Genomic DNA, 14,014 nt, shown 5'->3' on the forward strand with positions numbered 1-14,014 from the left:
GAATTCGCCGCGACCATAGACCAAGCCGGAGGGCGATCAAGCACGCCGTCCGCTTGCATTGCCGGAATGGCGGCTGTATCCCCGCGAAGGACCCGTCCGAGGGAGGTTTTTCTCATGCCCGACAGCGACCCGCAGCTTCTGGTCTCGACCGACTGGCTGGAGCGTCATTTGGGGGCGCCGGACGTGCGTATCCTGGACGCAAGCTGGTATCTGCCCGCCGAGGGCCGCGATGGCCGTGCCGAGTACGACAAGCAGCATATCCCCGGCGCGCGCTACTTCGACATCGACGAGATTTCCGACGCCAAGTCGACGCTGCCGCACATGGCGCCGCCGGTCGAGAAGTTCATCAGCCGGATGCGCGCCATGGGCATCGGCGACGGGCACAAGGTCGTGGTCTACGACGGCGCCGGCCTGTTCAGTGCGGCCCGCGTCTGGTGGCTGTTCCGCCTGTTCGGCAAGACCGACGTGGCGGTTCTGGATGGCGGCCTGCCGAAATGGCTGTCCGAGGGGCGCAAGATCGAGACCGAGGCCCCCGTGGTGCGCGACCGCCACTTCACCGCGCGCCGCGATGCGGGGCTGGTGAAGGACGTGACGCAGGTCGCGGCGGCGGCGAAGCTGGGCGACTGGCAGATCGTCGATGCGCGCTCGCCGGGTCGGTTCAGCGGTGCCGAGAAGGAGGTCCGTCCGGGCCTACGCTCGGGGCATATTCCGGGCTCGAAGAATGTCTATTACAAGGATCTGCTGAACGGCGACGGCACCATGAAGGAGCCGGGCGCGCTGCGCGGCATCTTCGAGGCGGCCGGCGTGGACCTGTCGCAGCCCGTGATCACCAGCTGCGGCTCGGGTGTCACCGCGGCGATCCTGAGCCTTGCGCTGGAGCGGATCGGCCACAAGCAGCACGCACTTTATGACGGGTCGTGGTCCGAATGGGGCCTCTACAACGACCTGAAGGTCGAGACGGGATGAGCGCCGAGCCAAGCCGCGAGGTCGAGGTTACGATCACCTATCTGGAGATGGGCGAGCGGCCCTCCTATGCACGGCCAAGCCTGCCGCTGGGCCCGCCCTCGGCGCTGATCGCCGCCGAGAAGCCGCCGCTGTGGTACTTCCTGTCGCTCTACTCCGCCGTGGGGCGGGAGTATCACTGGACAGACCGGCTGGAACAGGACCCGGACGAGGTGCGCGCCTGGATCCAGGACCCGAACGTGGTGCTCTACTCGCTGATGCGCGAGGGGTGGCCTGCCGGGTTCTTCGTGCTGGACGGAACCAGGCCCGCCGAGTGCGAGATCGCCTATTTCGGGCTGGTCCCCGAGGCGGTCGGCACCGGCATGGGCAAGTACCTGCTGAAGACTGCGATCCATCTGGGCTGGGACCGGCCCGGCACCCGAAAACTGACGGTCGAGACCTGCACGCTCGACCACCCCCGTGCGCTGGGACTTTACCAGAGCTGCGGGTTCACCCCCGTGGCGCAGGCGGTGAAGACCCGCGCCATAGCCGAACAGGACAGATGATGCTGAAAGACCTGACTCCGCAGCCCGCCGACAAGATCATGGAGCTGATGGCGCTCTACAAGGCCGACCCCCGCGAGGACAAGGTCGACCTGGGCGTCGGCGTCTACAAGGACACCAAGGGCGCCACCCCGGTGATGCGCGCGGTGAAGGCCGCCGAGAAGCGCTTGGTCGAGCAGCAGCCGACCAAGGCCTACCAGGGGCTGCTGGGTGACCTTGGATTCGTCGACGCGATGCGCGAACTGGTGTTGGCGGACGCGGTTCCGGCCGAGCGCACCGTGGGCGCGCAGTGCCCCGGTGGCACCGGCGCGATCCGGCAGCTGCTGGAGCTGGTCAAGATGGCCCGGCCCGGCGCGACGGTCTGGTACTCGGACCCGACCTGGCCGAACCACCCCGCGATGGTGAAGCACCTCGGTCTGGATGCGGGCACCTACCGTTATTTCGACGAGGCCACCGGCGGCGTCGATTTCGACGGCATGATGGAGGACCTGAAGGGTATCGGCCCGGATGATGTCGTCATCGTCCACGGCTGCTGCCACAACCCGACCGGGGCGAACCTCGACGCCGCCCAGTGGGAGGCGCTGACCGAGCTGTTCGTGCGCAGCGGCGCGATCCCGTTCATCGATTTCGCCTACCAGGGCTTCGGCGACGGACTGGAGGCCGACGCCGCGGGCGTGCGCGGCCTGGCGGCCAAAGTGCCGCAGATGCTGATGGCGGCGAGCTGCTCGAAGAACTTCGGGCTGTATCGCGACCGCGTCGGGCTGGCGCTGGTGCTATGCGAGGACGCCAAGACCGCCGAGCTGGTGAAGGGCGCGGTGTCGAAGCTGAACCGGGTGAACTTCTCGTTTCCGCCGGATCACGGCGCGAAGGTGGTCGAGATCATCCTGAATGACCCCGAACTGCGCGCCGACTGGCAGGCAGAGCTTGAGGAAATGCGTCTGCGGATGCTGGACCTGCGCAAGTCGCTGGCCGACGCGCTGCGCAAGGCGACGAACTCGGACACGTTCGACTTCGTGGCCGAGCATCGCGGCATGTTCAGCCGTTTGGGCCTGCCGCCCGAGCAGGTGAAGAAGCTGCGCGAGGAGACCGGCATCTATCTGGTGGGCGATAGCCGGTTCAACGTCGCGGGTCTGCCCGCCGACCGCCTGGACGAGCTGGCCGCCGCGATCGCCAAGGGCTGAGCCTTGCGGGTCATCACCGCGAAGGACGCCGAGGGCCGGCTGGACTGGCTGGCCCTTTCCGAGGCGCTGGCCGACGGGCATCGCGGGCCAGAGGCCAAGCTGGGCGACCAGTTCCTGACGCGCGGCGGCGACACGCTGCTGTCCCGCGCTGCCTGGATCGACGGGCAGGGTGTGGCGGTCAAATCCGTCACCGTACTGCCCGGCAACCCGGCGCAGGGTCTGCCCAGCGTGAACGGTGCGATGCTGCTGTTCGAGGACCGGACCGGCCAGCTTGAAGCGGTGATCGACAGCGCCCTGGTGACCAAGTGGAAGACGGCGGGCGACAGCCTGCTGGGCGCGCGGCTGTTGGCGCGCAAGGATGCCAGCCGCCTGCTGATCGTCGGGGCGGGCGCGGTGGCGCGCTCGCTGGTCGAGGCGTACCGGGCGGGCTTTCCGGGGATCGCGATCACGATCTGGAACCGCTCGGCCGACAAGGCGCGGGCGCTGGCGGAGGAGTTGGGGCTGCAGGTGGCCGAAGATCTGGCGGCGGCGGTGCCGCAGGCCGATATCGTCGCCTGCTGCACGATGGCGAAGACGCCGGTGCTGAAAGGCGAATGGCTGCGGCCCGGTCAGCATGTCGACCTGATCGGCGCGTTCACCAAGGATATGCGCGAAGCTGACGACGAGGCGCTGCGCCGCGCGCGGATCTTCGTCGACAGCCGCGAGACCACGCTGGATCACATCGGCGAGCTGAAGATCCCGCTGGCCGAGGGCACGATCAGCCGGGGCGACGTGCTGGGTGACCTGTACCAGCTGGTCGCGGGGCAGGCCGGCCGCGAAAGCGACGCCGACATCACGCTGTTCAAGAATGGCGGCGGCGCGCACCTGGACCTGATGACCGGGCGCTACATTCTGGCTGCACTCGGCTGATTACTCCGCTGCCTGACGGCCTTCTGCGGCGGCGCGAAGCAGCGACAGGCGGAAGCGGGCGCCGGTGTCGCAAGGCATCAGGGTGAGGTCTCCACCGAGGTTGCGCATGATCTCGCGGCTGATCGGCAGGCCGAGGCCCGCGCTGCCCGCCAGGGTCATGTCCTCGAGGCGCGAAAACTTCTCGAACACGCGGCCCCAGTCGGCGCGGGGGATGCCCGGGCCGTTGTCGATCACGTCGACATAGACCCGGTCCTCGTCTGCCTCGGCGCGCAGAGTGATGTGCGGAGCGTCGGACTTTCCGTATTTCACCGCATTCGAAATCAGGTTGATGAGCACCTGTGCCAGCCGGTCGAAATCGGCGGCGACGCGAGCGTCCATGTGGTCCGGCTCCACGGTCAGGCCGACGCCGAGGGTCTGGCGCAGCCCTTCGGTCGAGGTCTCGGCGCTCTGTACCACGTCGCCCAGCGTCAGCGCCTCGAGTTTCAGGCGAACCTGGCCGCTTTCGAGGAAGCTGAGGTCGAGGATCTCGTCCAGCAGGCGGGTCAGACGCTGGCTTTCCTCGTGGATGATCTTCACGAAGCGCTGCACGTCGGCCTGCTCCAGCCCCTCCTGGTCGCGAAGGATCTCGGCGAAGGACCGGATCGAGGTCATCGGCGTGCGCAGCTCGTGGCTGACCTGGCTGAGGAAGGCGTCCTTCTGGGCGCTGAGCTCGCGCAGGCGGTCGTTGGCTATGCGCAGTTCTGTCGCCGTGCGGGCGAGTTCCTGCGACTGGCGTTCAAGTTCCTGGCTGTACTCGACGATCTGCGCGGTCTCGTCTGCCATGCGCAGCAGCTCATCCACCGAAATCTGCCCGCCGCGGGTGATCTGGCTGACCATGGCATGCGCCGAGGCCGCGCCGACCGAGCCGGTGAGCTCCCGCTCGACCCGTGCGATCAGCCCCTCGTCGGCGTCGGGCAGGCCGGCGGGCTTGCCCTGGTTCTGCGCGGCGTCGGCGAACAGCTTGTGCGCGGTGTTGGTGCCGAGAATCCGCTGCGCCAGTGTGAACAGGTCCTCGGACGTGGCGGAGCGGCCGATCACCGGGGCGCCGGACTGTCGGAAGACATCGACGAACTGGGCGCCCTGCACGCGTTCCAGCGGACGGGGCGCAGTCAGCAGCGAAACGGCGATGAAGGCCAGCGCGTTGAGCGACATCGACCAGAAGACCGAGTGCACCAGCGGATCGTCGGAGGGCAGGCCGAACAGTGCGTACGGGCGCAGTGCGGCGATGCCGAAGGGGCCGTTGGCGATGACGCTTTCGGTCAGCAGGAAGCTGCCCTCGAAACTGGGAAGGAACAGCGTGTAGCCCCAGATCGCAAAGCCGAGGCAAATGCCCGCCAGTGCTCCGGAGCGGTTCGCGCCGCGCCAGTAGATGCCGCCGATCAGGCTGGGCAGGACCTGCGCCACGCCCGCGAAGGAGATCAGGCCGATGGAGGCCAGCGCCGCCGTGCCGCCGGTAAGCGTGAAGTAGAGATACCCCAGCCCCACGATCACCGCGATCGAGATCCGGCGGGCGGTCAGCACCACCTGCCGCACGTCGCCGCTGGTCTGCGTGCGCTCGCGGTCGAGGGACAGCCAGACCGGCACGACGATGTGGTTCGAGATCATCGTCGAGAGGGCGATGGCCGAGACGATCACCATCGAGGTCGCCGCCGAGAAGCCGCCGAGGAAAGACAGCAGCGTCAGCCACGGTTGGCCCTGGCTGAGCGGTACCGTCAGCACGTAGAGGTCCGGGTTCGCGCCGACCGGCAGCACCGCCTGACCGGTGATCGCGATCGGCAGCACGAAGAGCGAGATCAGCAGCATGTAGGTCGGGAAGGCCCAGGCGGCGGTGCTCAGGTGCCGCTCGTCCGCGTTCTCGACGATCATAACCTGGAACATGCGGGGCAGGCAGATGACGGCGGTGGCCGAGAGGAAGGTCAGTGTCACCCAGCGGGGGGCGAAGATCGCCTCGGTCTGGGCGGTGGGGGGAAGCTGGGCGAAGACATCCGCCGGGCCTCCGTTCAGGCCCCAGACCACGAACGCGCCGACGCAGACCAGGGCGACGAGCTTGACCACGGCCTCGACCGCGATGGCCGAGACGACGCCGAAGTGCTGCTCGTTCGCGTCGATGGTGCGGGTGCCGAAGAGGATTGCGAAGACTGCGAGGCCGACGGCGAAGGACAGGCCCATCACCGGGACCGAGATCGCCGTGCCCGCGAGTACCGACATGCTCAGTGTCATCGACTGCAGTTGCAGCGCGATGTAAGGCGTGCAGCCGGTCACGGCCAGCAGGGTCACGATCACGCCCAGCGAGCCGCTTTTACCATAGCGCGAGGAGATGAGGTCGGCGATCGAGGTGATCCGCTGCGCTCGGCCGATGCGGACCAGCTTGCGCAGCAGGAAGTACCAGCCGAACATCACCAGCGACGGGCCGAGGTAGATGGTGACGTATTCCAGCCCGTTCCGCGCCGCCGAGCCGACCGCGCCGTAGAAGGTCCAGGCGGTGCAGTAGACTGATAGCGACAGCGTATAGACCACCGGTGAGCGCAGCCAGCCGTGGCGACCCCGGCGGGCATGACGCTCGGCCCAGAAGGCGATACCGAACAGGGCGAAGGTGTAGGCGAGGCAGACGGCGATCAGCGCGTTGATCGAGAGCATGGCTCAGCCCTCCGCTTCCGGGTGGCCCCCGCTGTCCGGCGCGTTCCGGTCGTCGGCAGCCTGGATCCGCCGTGCCAGACCGAAGGTCATCAGCACCAGCCCGGTCCAGACTGCGAAGATCCAGACATACGCGGCGGGCAGGCCGAGTATCATGCCACCGCCTGCGAAGATGTTGAGCACGGGCGAGACCAGCAGCAGCAGGCCCAGCGCCGGGACGGCCAGCGCCGCATCCTCGCGCTTGCGGCGGATCAGGGCGCGCTCGGCCAGGTCGATGGGCTCGGCCGGTTTCATGCGCCGGCCAGGTCGCGGACGGTCTCGATCACCTCGGCGTTCGAGAAGGGCTTGGTCATGAACGCAGTGACGCCCAGCGCCTCGGCGGTCTGGCGGTCCTGTGCCTGGCCCTTGGCGGTCAGCATCAGCACCGGCGGCGCGGACCGGCCGCCCGATCGCAGGTCGCGCAGGATGTCGAAGCCGCTGCGGTTCGGCAGCATCACGTCCAGGATCACCAGATCTGCGGCGACAGCCTGCAGACGGTCGAGCGCCTTGGCGCCGTCGCTTTCCACGGACACGTCAAACCCCTCGCGCGTGAGCAGAAAGCGCAGCGCGTCAGCGATGTTCGGTTCATCCTCGACTATCAGAACCCGTCGGGTCACGTTTCCTCCCGTCCCGGCGATCTCTGCCGCCTGTTGTGCGGCGATCTTAATGACAGCGCGGCGCGACTGTCACGACATAATCGTGCGCTGGCTCAAGACAGCAACTGAGGCTGCGCCCGGGCAGGGCAGTCGCTGCGGGTGCAGATCGGGCAACTGGTGCCGACCTCGCGCGCGGGGTGGCTCGGACCCTCAAAGGGCGACTCGCGCTCGGCGACGATCAGCATGGCGGCTGCCATGTCCGGAGTTTCGCCCAGCGCGGCGGGGCGGCGGGGCGCGGCGTGGCTGAGGGTCACGAAGGGCTGCCCGGTGTCGTGCTCGATCCGGTCCATCAGCAGGATGCCTGGCCGGGCGAAAGCCTGAAAGAGTGGCCAGAGCGTGCAGGCGTTGCCGTGCCGGGGCAGGGCGAAGTCCGACAGCGGCCGGCGCAGCAACGGATAGCCGGAGGCGGTGACGACGATCAGCCCGAAGGCGGGGACCTCGATCCATGGGCGGCGCAGCACCGCGAGGCGGCGGAAGACGGCGATGATCTCCTGTCTGTAGGCGCGGGCCAGTGCCTGCGGGTTCCAGGCGGTCTCACGTCCGGTCTCGGCGAAGGCGCGGAGCGGCATGGCGCGGGCGTCGCGGGCATAAGCCATCAGGTGCGCGCGGATCAGGCTGCGCGCGGTGGCGGGCAGGTCTGCGGCCTCGGCGGTCATGACGTCCTCGACCAGATCTGCGAGGCGCTGGGCGGCCACCGCCTCGGGCAGGTCGGCGGCGGTCTCGGCCTCGCGGTCCAGCGCGTCGAACCGGTGCCCGTGTCGGTGCAGGAAGTGGTCGAGCACCTCTTCGGCGGTGGCGGCGCTTTCGCGCCCGCGCGCCGCAGCGCCGAGGTAGTTCGCCAGCGCCTGCGCCGTTTCGGACAGGCGGACGCTTTCGGCGTCGAGGCTTTCGTGGAAGCGGCGCTGTTGTGGGACGGGGATATTGTCCACCGTGCTGAGGATCCCGGCGGTCGAGCGGATCGCCGTGATGTGGCTGAGCATCGCGTGCACGTTCTCGGACAGGAACGGATCGTGGGTCAGCCGGTCCGACAGGGCCATGATGATGCCGTGCTGGTCGCGGGTCTGGCGTTCGAGCTGCAGCAGGAAGTCCGCCCAGCCGGGGAAACGGCCGGCCAGCGCTTCGGCGGTGTCGGCGTCGGCGGGGGCGCCGGGATGTGCGGCGACGGCGGCCTGCAGGTCCGCGATCATGGTCGGGAAACCGCCCTCGGACAGTTCGGACGGACGGGTGCCCAGCGCCTCGGCGATGGCGTTGAGGACGCGGCCGCCGATGCGGCGGCGGTTGTGCTCGATCAGGTTCAGATAGGAGGCAGAGATTCCCGCCTTCGCCGCCAGCGCGGCCTGCGTGACACCCGCGCGGCGGCGCGCTTCACGGATCCGGCTACCGGCAAGGGAGGTGGGCATTCGCGAAAATCCTTTGCGGGGACAGGTTCTTACTGCGGTGCAAGGTAAACATCTTGACAGGTTTGCGTCGCAACATAGCAAAATATTTACTGAAAAATATAGTATTTGCAATGATTTATTGTCGGATTGACCAATGCCCCCAATAATGACCCACGGGCTGTAATGCCCCCAAGCCGTCAAATGCGGCACATATTCCTCGGGAGGAAACGAATGTCTGGTAACAAACTCAACCGCCGCGGGCTGCTTAAGTCGGGTGCCGTGCTGGGCGCGGGTCTGGCGATGCCGACGATCTTCACCAGCAGCGCGCGCGCGTTCACCAACGAGCCGACCGGCAGCAACGTGATCCTGGGCTTCAACGTGCCCCAGACCGGCGCCTACGCAGATGAGGGTGCGGATGAGCTGCGCGCCTACGAGCTGGCCGTCGAGCATCTGAACGGTGGCGGTGACGGCGGCATGCTGCAGACCTTCAGCTCCAAGGCATTGGACGGGACCGGGATTCTGGGCAAGAAGGTCGATTACGTCACCGGCGACACGCAGACCAAGTCGGACGCGGCCCGTGCCTCGGCGCAGTCGATGATCCAGAAGGACGGCGCGATCATGATCACCGGCGGCTCGTCCTCGGGTGTCGCGATCGCCGTGCAGGGTCTCTGCCAGGAGGCGGGCGTCATCTTCATGGCGGGTCTGACCCACTCGAACGACACCACCGGCAAGGACAAGAAGCGCAACGGTTTCCGTCACTTCTTCAACACCGAGATGTCCGGCGCTGCGCTGGGCCCGATCCTCGAGTCGAACTACGGGACCGACCGCAAGGCCTATCACCTGACTGCCGACTACACCTGGGGCTGGAGCCAGGAAGGCTCGATGAAGACCTACACCGAGGCGATCGGCTGGGACACCGTCGCCGCCGTACGCACGCCGCTGGGCGCTGCCGACTACTCGCAGTACCTGACTCCGGTTCTGCAGTCGGACGCGGACGTGCTGATCCTGAACCACTACGGCCGCGACATGGTCAACTCGCTGACGCAGGCCGTGCAGTTCGGGATGCGTGACCGCCAAGTCAACGGCAAGGACTTCGTCGTTGTCGTGCCGCTCTACTCGCGCCTGATGGCGCAGGGTGCGGGCGAGAACGTGAAGGGCATCTTCGGGTCGACCAACTGGCACTGGTCGCTGCAGGACGAGGGCAGCCAGGCCTTCGTGCAGTCCTTCGGCACCAAGTACGGCTTCCCGCCGAGCCAGGCGGCGCACACCTGCTATTGCCAGACGCTGCTCTATGCGGACGCCGTGCAGCGCGCCGGTTCGTTCGACCCCTGCGCCGTCGTCGAAGCCCTCGAGGGCTACGAGTTCGACGGGCTGGGCAATGGCCCGACCCTATACCGCGCCGAGGACCACCAGTGCTTCAAGCCGGTCCTCGTCGTGAAGGGTAAGGACAACCCCGAGAGCCAGTACGACCTTCTGGAAGTCGTGGACGTCACCCCGACCGAGAAGGTCATGTACGCCCCGGATCACCCGGACTTCGCGGGCGGCGATCTGGGCGCCTGCAACCCGGGCGCCTGATCGGCGCCTGATCCGGCCCGCCGCATCCCCCATGTGCGGCGGGCCATCCGGCCGCCTGCGGCCACCGGATTCTCGAGGGAAGAGAACGATGGAAGCCATCCTGCTTCAGATTCTGAACGGGCTCGACAAGGGCAGTGCCTACGCGATGATCGCGCTGGGCTTGACGCTGATTTTCGGCACGCTCGGGGTCGTCAACTTCGCGCATGGCGCGCTGTTCATGATCGGGGCGTTCTGCGCCGTGGTCATGAACCGTCTGCTGAACCTGTCGATGGTGACCGTCGATCCCGAACGCAAGGACTTCCTGGGCAATCCGCTGAAGGTGGAGACGCCCTATGTCGAGGCCTGGTTCGGAGACTTCGGCTCGACGCTGATCAACTTCTCGGTGCCGCTGTCCATCCTGCTGGCGATCCCGGTCATGCTGATCGTCGGCGTGGTGATGGAGCGGGGTCTGATCAAGCACTTCTACAAGCGCCCGCATGCCGACCAGATCCTGGTAACCTTCGGCCTTGCCATCGTCTTTCAGGAGATCATCAAGGCGATCTTCGGCGCCAACCCGATCCCGCAGCCGGCGCCGGACGCGCTGCGCGGGGCGATGGACATCGGCGTCTACCTGGGCTTCGAGGCCAACCAGCTGGTCTATCCGATCTGGCGTTTCGTCTATTTCCTGTTCGCCGCCATCGTGATCGGCGGGATCCTTCTGTTCCTGAACTACACGACCTTCGGCATGGTCGTCCGTGCCGGCATGGCCGACCGCGAGACCGTGGGCCTTCTGGGTATCGACATCGACAAGCGGTTCACCGCGATGTTCGGGTTGGCGGCCATCGTCACCGGCCTTGCCGGGGTGATGTACGCGCCGATCGTCAGCCCCGACTATCACATGGGCATGGACTTCCTGGTGCTCTGCTTCGTCGTGGTCGTCGTCGGCGGCATGGGCTCGATCCCGGGCGCGGTCGCGGCGGGCTTCCTGCTGGGCATCCTGCAGTCCTTCTCGGCGATGAACGAGGTCAAGGCGATCATCCCCGGCATCGACCAGATCATCATCTACCTTGTCGCCGTGGTGATCCTGCTGACCCGTCCGCGGGGTCTGATGGGCCGCAAGGGCGTGATGGAGTAAGACAATGACCAGTACCAAACAGCACGACCGTCTGCTTCTGATCGCCGTGGCGCTGGTGGCGCTGGCCGCGCCGCTGATCCTGGCGCCCTTCGGCGCCGGCTACCCGGACCTGATGCAGCGCTTCGCGATCTACGGGATCTTTGCGATCGGCTTCAACATCCTGTTCGGCCTGACCGGCTACCTGTCCTTCGGCCACGCGGCCTTCCTGGGGGTCGGGTCCTACTCGGCGGTATGGATGTTCAAGCTGCTGAGCATGAACATCATACCGGCGATCATCCTCGGCGTCATCATCTCGGGCCTGTTCGCGCTGGTCATCGGCTTCGTCAGCCTGCGGCGCTCGGGGATCTACTTCTCGATCCTGACCCTGGCCTTCGCGCAGATGAGCTACAACCTGGCCTACTCGGTTCTGACGCCGATCACCAACGGCGAGACCGGGCTGCAGATCCTGCTTTCGGACCCGCGGGTGCTGGACGGCGCGAACACCACCGGTTCGCTGCCCGTGACGACGCTGTTCGGACTGGAGATGCGCGAGGTCTTCTGGAACCCGACCATCTTCGGCTTCGAGTTGCAGTTCTCGTACGGCTACTACGTCTGCGCGCTCATCATGCTGGCGGCGTTCTACGTCTCGATGCGGATCTTCCGCTCGCCTTTCGGCATGATGCTGCGGGCGGTGAAGACCAACCAGAACCGGCTGAACTACACCGGCGTCAACACCAAGCCGTACACGCTGACGGCCTTCGTGATCTCGGGCATGTACGCCGGGCTCGCCGGGGCGCTGCTGGCCTCGATGGACCCGCTGGCGGGCGCCGAACGGATGCAGTGGACGGCCTCGGGCGAGGTGGTGCTCATGGTGATCCTCGGCGGTGCGGGCACCCTGCTGGGTCCGGTGCTGGGCGCGGGCTTCATCAAGTACTTCGAGAACATCCTGTCGAAGATCAACGACAATGTGCTGGAAAGCTGGTTCTCGTTCCTGCCCGACTGGGCGTCGAGCATCATGGTCACGCTGGTCCACCCGTTCGTGGGCTCGGGCTGGCACCTGACGCTGGGCGTGCTGTTCATGCTGGTCGTCATCTTCCTGCCTGGCGGGCTGATGCAGGGCGCGCAGCGGCTGCTGGGCCTGTTCGGCAGAGGCCGGCGCGACGACGACAAGATGGCCTCGGCCCCGCAGGCTGCGGAATAGGAGCGCGACGATGGGAATCCTGGAAGTACAGAACGTCAACAAGCGCTTCGGCGGCCTGCAGGCCCTGAACAACGTCAATCTCGACGTCGAGGAGGGCAAGGTCCACGCGATCATCGGCCCGAACGGCGCGGGCAAGTCGACACTGCTCAACTGCTTCGTCGGGCGGCTGGTGCCGGACACCGGCTCGGTCATGTTCAACGGACAGAGCCTGCTGGGCATCAAGCCGCACCAGATCAACCAGACCGGCGTGAGCCGCGTGTTCCAGACACCCGAGATCTTCACCGACCTCACGGTGCTGGAGAACGTGATGATCCCGGCCTTCGCGCACAGGGACGGGTCCTACAAGCTGAACCCGTTCGCCAGCGTCGCGAACGAGGCCGAGATCCGCGACCATGCCGAGCACACGCTGGAGGACGTCGGGATGGGCGACAAGCGGGGTATGATCGCCTCGGAACTGTCGCGCGGCGACAAGCGGCGGCTCGAGATGGCGATGTGCCTCGTGCAGGATCCGAAACTGCTGCTGCTGGACGAGCCGACCGCTGGTATGGCGCGCGCCGATACCAACCGGACGATCGACCTGCTCAAGCACATCGGCGAGACGCGGGGCATCACCAAGGTCGTCATAGAACACGACATGCACGTGGTGTTCAGCCTTGCCGACAAGATCAGTGTGCTGGCGCAGGGCACCGTCCTGGTCGAGGACGCGCCGGAAAACATCAAGGGCCATCCGAAGGTCCGCGAAGCTTACCTTGGGGAGGCGCAGGTATGAGCACGGAAGCCGATTTCAGCCGCGCCCGCGAGGGCCATGTCCCCCGCCAGGAGCCGGCCTATTTCCAGGCGCACTCGCTCGAGGCCTATTACGGCGAGAGCTACATCGTGCAGGACATCAGCTTCAACATCCACGAGGGCGAGATCCTGGCGCTGCTGGGCCGCAACGGCGCCGGCAAGACCTCGACCCTGCGCGCCATCGCGCGGGTCGACGAGCCGGCGCTGACCCGGGGCGAGATCTGGCTGGACCACAAGCCGGTGCACAGCATGAAGTCGCACCAGGCCGCGGCGCACGGTATCGCGCTAGTGCCCGAGGACCGGCGCATCATCCCGGGCCTGACCGTCGAGGAGAACCTGCAACTGGCCCAGATCGCCCCGCCCATCGGCTGGTCGATCCAGCGGATCTACGAGCTGTTCCCCCGCCTCGGCGAGCGCCGCAAACAAGAGGGCGTGACCCTCTCGGGCGGCGAGCAGCAGATGCTTGCCATCGGCCGAGCGCTGGCGCGCGACGTGAAACTGCTGCTTCTGGATGAACCCTACGAAGGTCTTGCGCCGGTGATCGTGCAGGAAATCGAGCGCACCCTGCGCGAGATCAAGCAGCTGGGCATCACCACGATCATCGTCGAGCAGAACGCCATCGCGGCGCTGAAACTGGCCGATCGCGCGGTGATCCTGGACATGGGTCAGGTGGTGTTCGACGGCACCGCCGAGGAGGTGCTTCAGGACGAGCAGCTCCGCGAGGAATACTTGGCGATCTGACCGCGTTCGGGCGGGTTGCGTCCGCCCGCGCCGCGCGCGACACTGACGAAAATTCAAGCGCCGCCGGCTCGCCGGCGGCAAAGATTTCGTGAGGGGAGAAATGACCGAACATATTGTGCAGCCACCCGAAAAAATGGTGGCGACCGCTCATGCTGACGCCGCGACGTACGAGCAGATGTACGCTTCGTCGGTTTCGGACCCTTCGGGGTTCTGGGGGGAGCAGGGGAAGCGGCTGGACTGGATCGAGCCGTATTCGGTGGTCAAGAACACGTCGTT

14 protein-coding genes are annotated in these 14,014 nt (G+C 66.8%); 10 read left to right on the forward strand and 4 right to left on the reverse strand.

The window, feature by feature from the left end:
* The first annotated feature begins 114 nt into the window (after positions 1–114).
* The 4 genes from sseA to ACW9UR_RS19045 are packed head-to-tail and all read left to right on the forward strand — an operon-like array spanning position 115 to position 3,595.
* The gene (sseA, locus tag ACW9UR_RS19030) at positions 115–966 is read left to right on the forward strand and encodes a 3-mercaptopyruvate sulfurtransferase (protein WP_458918634.1); all 852 of its coding nucleotides are present in this window, start codon (positions 115–117) and stop codon (positions 964–966) included.
* Entirely contained in the window at positions 963–1,508 is a 546-nt protein-coding gene (locus tag ACW9UR_RS19035) for a GNAT family N-acetyltransferase (protein ID WP_458918635.1), read from the forward strand. The genes sseA and ACW9UR_RS19035 overlap by 4 nt, the downstream gene beginning before the upstream one ends.
* Positions 1,508–2,686 (forward strand): amino acid aminotransferase, encoded by a 1,179-nt coding sequence (locus tag ACW9UR_RS19040; protein ID WP_458918636.1) that lies wholly within the window; start codon positions 1,508–1,510, stop codon positions 2,684–2,686. The genes ACW9UR_RS19035 and ACW9UR_RS19040 overlap by 1 nt, the downstream gene beginning before the upstream one ends.
* Positions 2,687–2,689: 3 nt before the next feature.
* Positions 2,690–3,595 carry an ornithine cyclodeaminase family protein gene (locus ACW9UR_RS19045; RefSeq protein ID WP_458918637.1) on the forward strand — a complete coding sequence of 302 codons (906 nt, stop codon included), beginning with the start codon at positions 2,690–2,692 and terminating at the stop codon, positions 3,593–3,595.
* Here the strand turns inward: ACW9UR_RS19045 and ACW9UR_RS19050 are convergent, their stop codons facing one another.
* The 4 genes from ACW9UR_RS19050 to ACW9UR_RS19065 all read right to left on the reverse strand — a co-directional run bounded on the left by ACW9UR_RS19050 (position 3,596) and on the right by ACW9UR_RS19065 (position 8,363).
* Positions 3,596–6,271 (reverse strand): ATP-binding protein, encoded by a 2,676-nt coding sequence (locus ACW9UR_RS19050; protein WP_458918638.1) that lies wholly within the window; start codon positions 6,269–6,271, stop codon positions 3,596–3,598. It lies immediately after the preceding gene.
* A gap of 3 nt (positions 6,272–6,274) precedes the next feature.
* The gene (locus tag ACW9UR_RS19055) at positions 6,275–6,562 is read right to left on the reverse strand and encodes a hypothetical protein (RefSeq protein WP_458918639.1); all 288 of its coding nucleotides are present in this window, start codon (positions 6,560–6,562) and stop codon (positions 6,275–6,277) included.
* Entirely contained in the window at positions 6,559–6,924 is a 366-nt protein-coding gene (locus ACW9UR_RS19060) for a response regulator transcription factor (protein WP_458918640.1), read from the reverse strand. The genes ACW9UR_RS19055 and ACW9UR_RS19060 overlap by 4 nt, the downstream gene beginning before the upstream one ends.
* Before the next feature lie 92 nt (positions 6,925–7,016).
* Positions 7,017–8,363, reverse strand: coding sequence for a short-chain fatty acyl-CoA regulator family protein (locus tag ACW9UR_RS19065; RefSeq protein WP_458918641.1), 1,347 nt, complete (start codon positions 8,361–8,363; stop codon positions 7,017–7,019).
* A gap of 210 nt (positions 8,364–8,573) precedes the next feature.
* Between ACW9UR_RS19065 and ACW9UR_RS19070 the strand changes: the two genes are divergently transcribed.
* From ACW9UR_RS19070 to ACW9UR_RS19095, 6 genes are all read left to right on the forward strand, one after another.
* Entirely contained in the window at positions 8,574–9,917 is a 1,344-nt protein-coding gene (locus ACW9UR_RS19070; protein ID WP_458918642.1) for a substrate-binding protein, read from the forward strand.
* 88 nt (positions 9,918–10,005) lie between these two features.
* The gene (locus ACW9UR_RS19075; RefSeq protein WP_458918643.1) at positions 10,006–11,031 is read left to right on the forward strand and encodes a branched-chain amino acid ABC transporter permease; all 1,026 of its coding nucleotides are present in this window, start codon (positions 10,006–10,008) and stop codon (positions 11,029–11,031) included.
* Positions 11,032–11,035: 4 nt separating this feature from the next.
* Entirely contained in the window at positions 11,036–12,211 is a 1,176-nt protein-coding gene (locus ACW9UR_RS19080; protein WP_458918644.1) for a branched-chain amino acid ABC transporter permease, read from the forward strand.
* 10 nt (positions 12,212–12,221) lie between these two features.
* A complete protein-coding gene (locus tag ACW9UR_RS19085) occupies positions 12,222–12,980 on the forward strand; it encodes an ABC transporter ATP-binding protein (RefSeq protein ID WP_458918645.1) in 759 nt (252 codons plus the stop codon).
* On the forward strand, positions 12,977–13,738 hold the full coding sequence (locus ACW9UR_RS19090) for an ABC transporter ATP-binding protein (RefSeq protein WP_458918646.1): 762 nt from the start codon (positions 12,977–12,979) through the stop codon (positions 13,736–13,738). Before ACW9UR_RS19085 ends, ACW9UR_RS19090 begins: the two co-directional genes overlap by 4 nt.
* 133 nt (positions 13,739–13,871) lie before the next feature.
* On the forward strand, positions 13,872–14,014 hold a 143-nt coding region (locus ACW9UR_RS19095; RefSeq protein ID WP_458918659.1), incomplete at its 3' end, for an acetyl-coenzyme A synthetase N-terminal domain-containing protein.

The sequence above is a fragment of the Halovulum sp. GXIMD14794 genome (assembly GCF_054457455.1).

Excerpts from the sequence above, each read along its gene's own strand:
- ACW9UR_RS19090 (WP_458918646.1), top strand. The coding sequence starts at position 12,977 with ATGAGCACGGAAGCCGATTTCAGCCGCGCCCGCGAGGGCCATGTCCCC.
- ACW9UR_RS19070 (WP_458918642.1), top strand. The coding sequence starts at position 8,574 with ATGTCTGGTAACAAACTCAACCGCCGCGGGCTGCTTAAGTCGGGTGCC.
- ACW9UR_RS19075 (WP_458918643.1), top strand. The coding sequence starts at position 10,006 with ATGGAAGCCATCCTGCTTCAGATTCTGAACGGGCTCGACAAGGGCAGT.
- ACW9UR_RS19055 (WP_458918639.1), bottom strand. The coding sequence starts at position 6,562 with ATGAAACCGGCCGAGCCCATCGACCTGGCCGAGCGCGCCCTGATCCGC.
- sseA (WP_458918634.1), top strand. The coding sequence starts at position 115 with ATGCCCGACAGCGACCCGCAGCTTCTGGTCTCGACCGACTGGCTGGAG.
- ACW9UR_RS19085 (WP_458918645.1), top strand. The coding sequence starts at position 12,222 with ATGGGAATCCTGGAAGTACAGAACGTCAACAAGCGCTTCGGCGGCCTG.
- ACW9UR_RS19040 (WP_458918636.1), top strand. The coding sequence starts at position 1,508 with ATGCTGAAAGACCTGACTCCGCAGCCCGCCGACAAGATCATGGAGCTG.
- ACW9UR_RS19080 (WP_458918644.1), top strand. The coding sequence starts at position 11,036 with ATGACCAGTACCAAACAGCACGACCGTCTGCTTCTGATCGCCGTGGCG.
- ACW9UR_RS19050 (WP_458918638.1), bottom strand. The coding sequence starts at position 6,271 with ATGCTCTCGATCAACGCGCTGATCGCCGTCTGCCTCGCCTACACCTTC.
- ACW9UR_RS19035 (WP_458918635.1), top strand. The coding sequence starts at position 963 with ATGAGCGCCGAGCCAAGCCGCGAGGTCGAGGTTACGATCACCTATCTG.
- ACW9UR_RS19065 (WP_458918641.1), bottom strand. The coding sequence starts at position 8,363 with ATGCCCACCTCCCTTGCCGGTAGCCGGATCCGTGAAGCGCGCCGCCGC.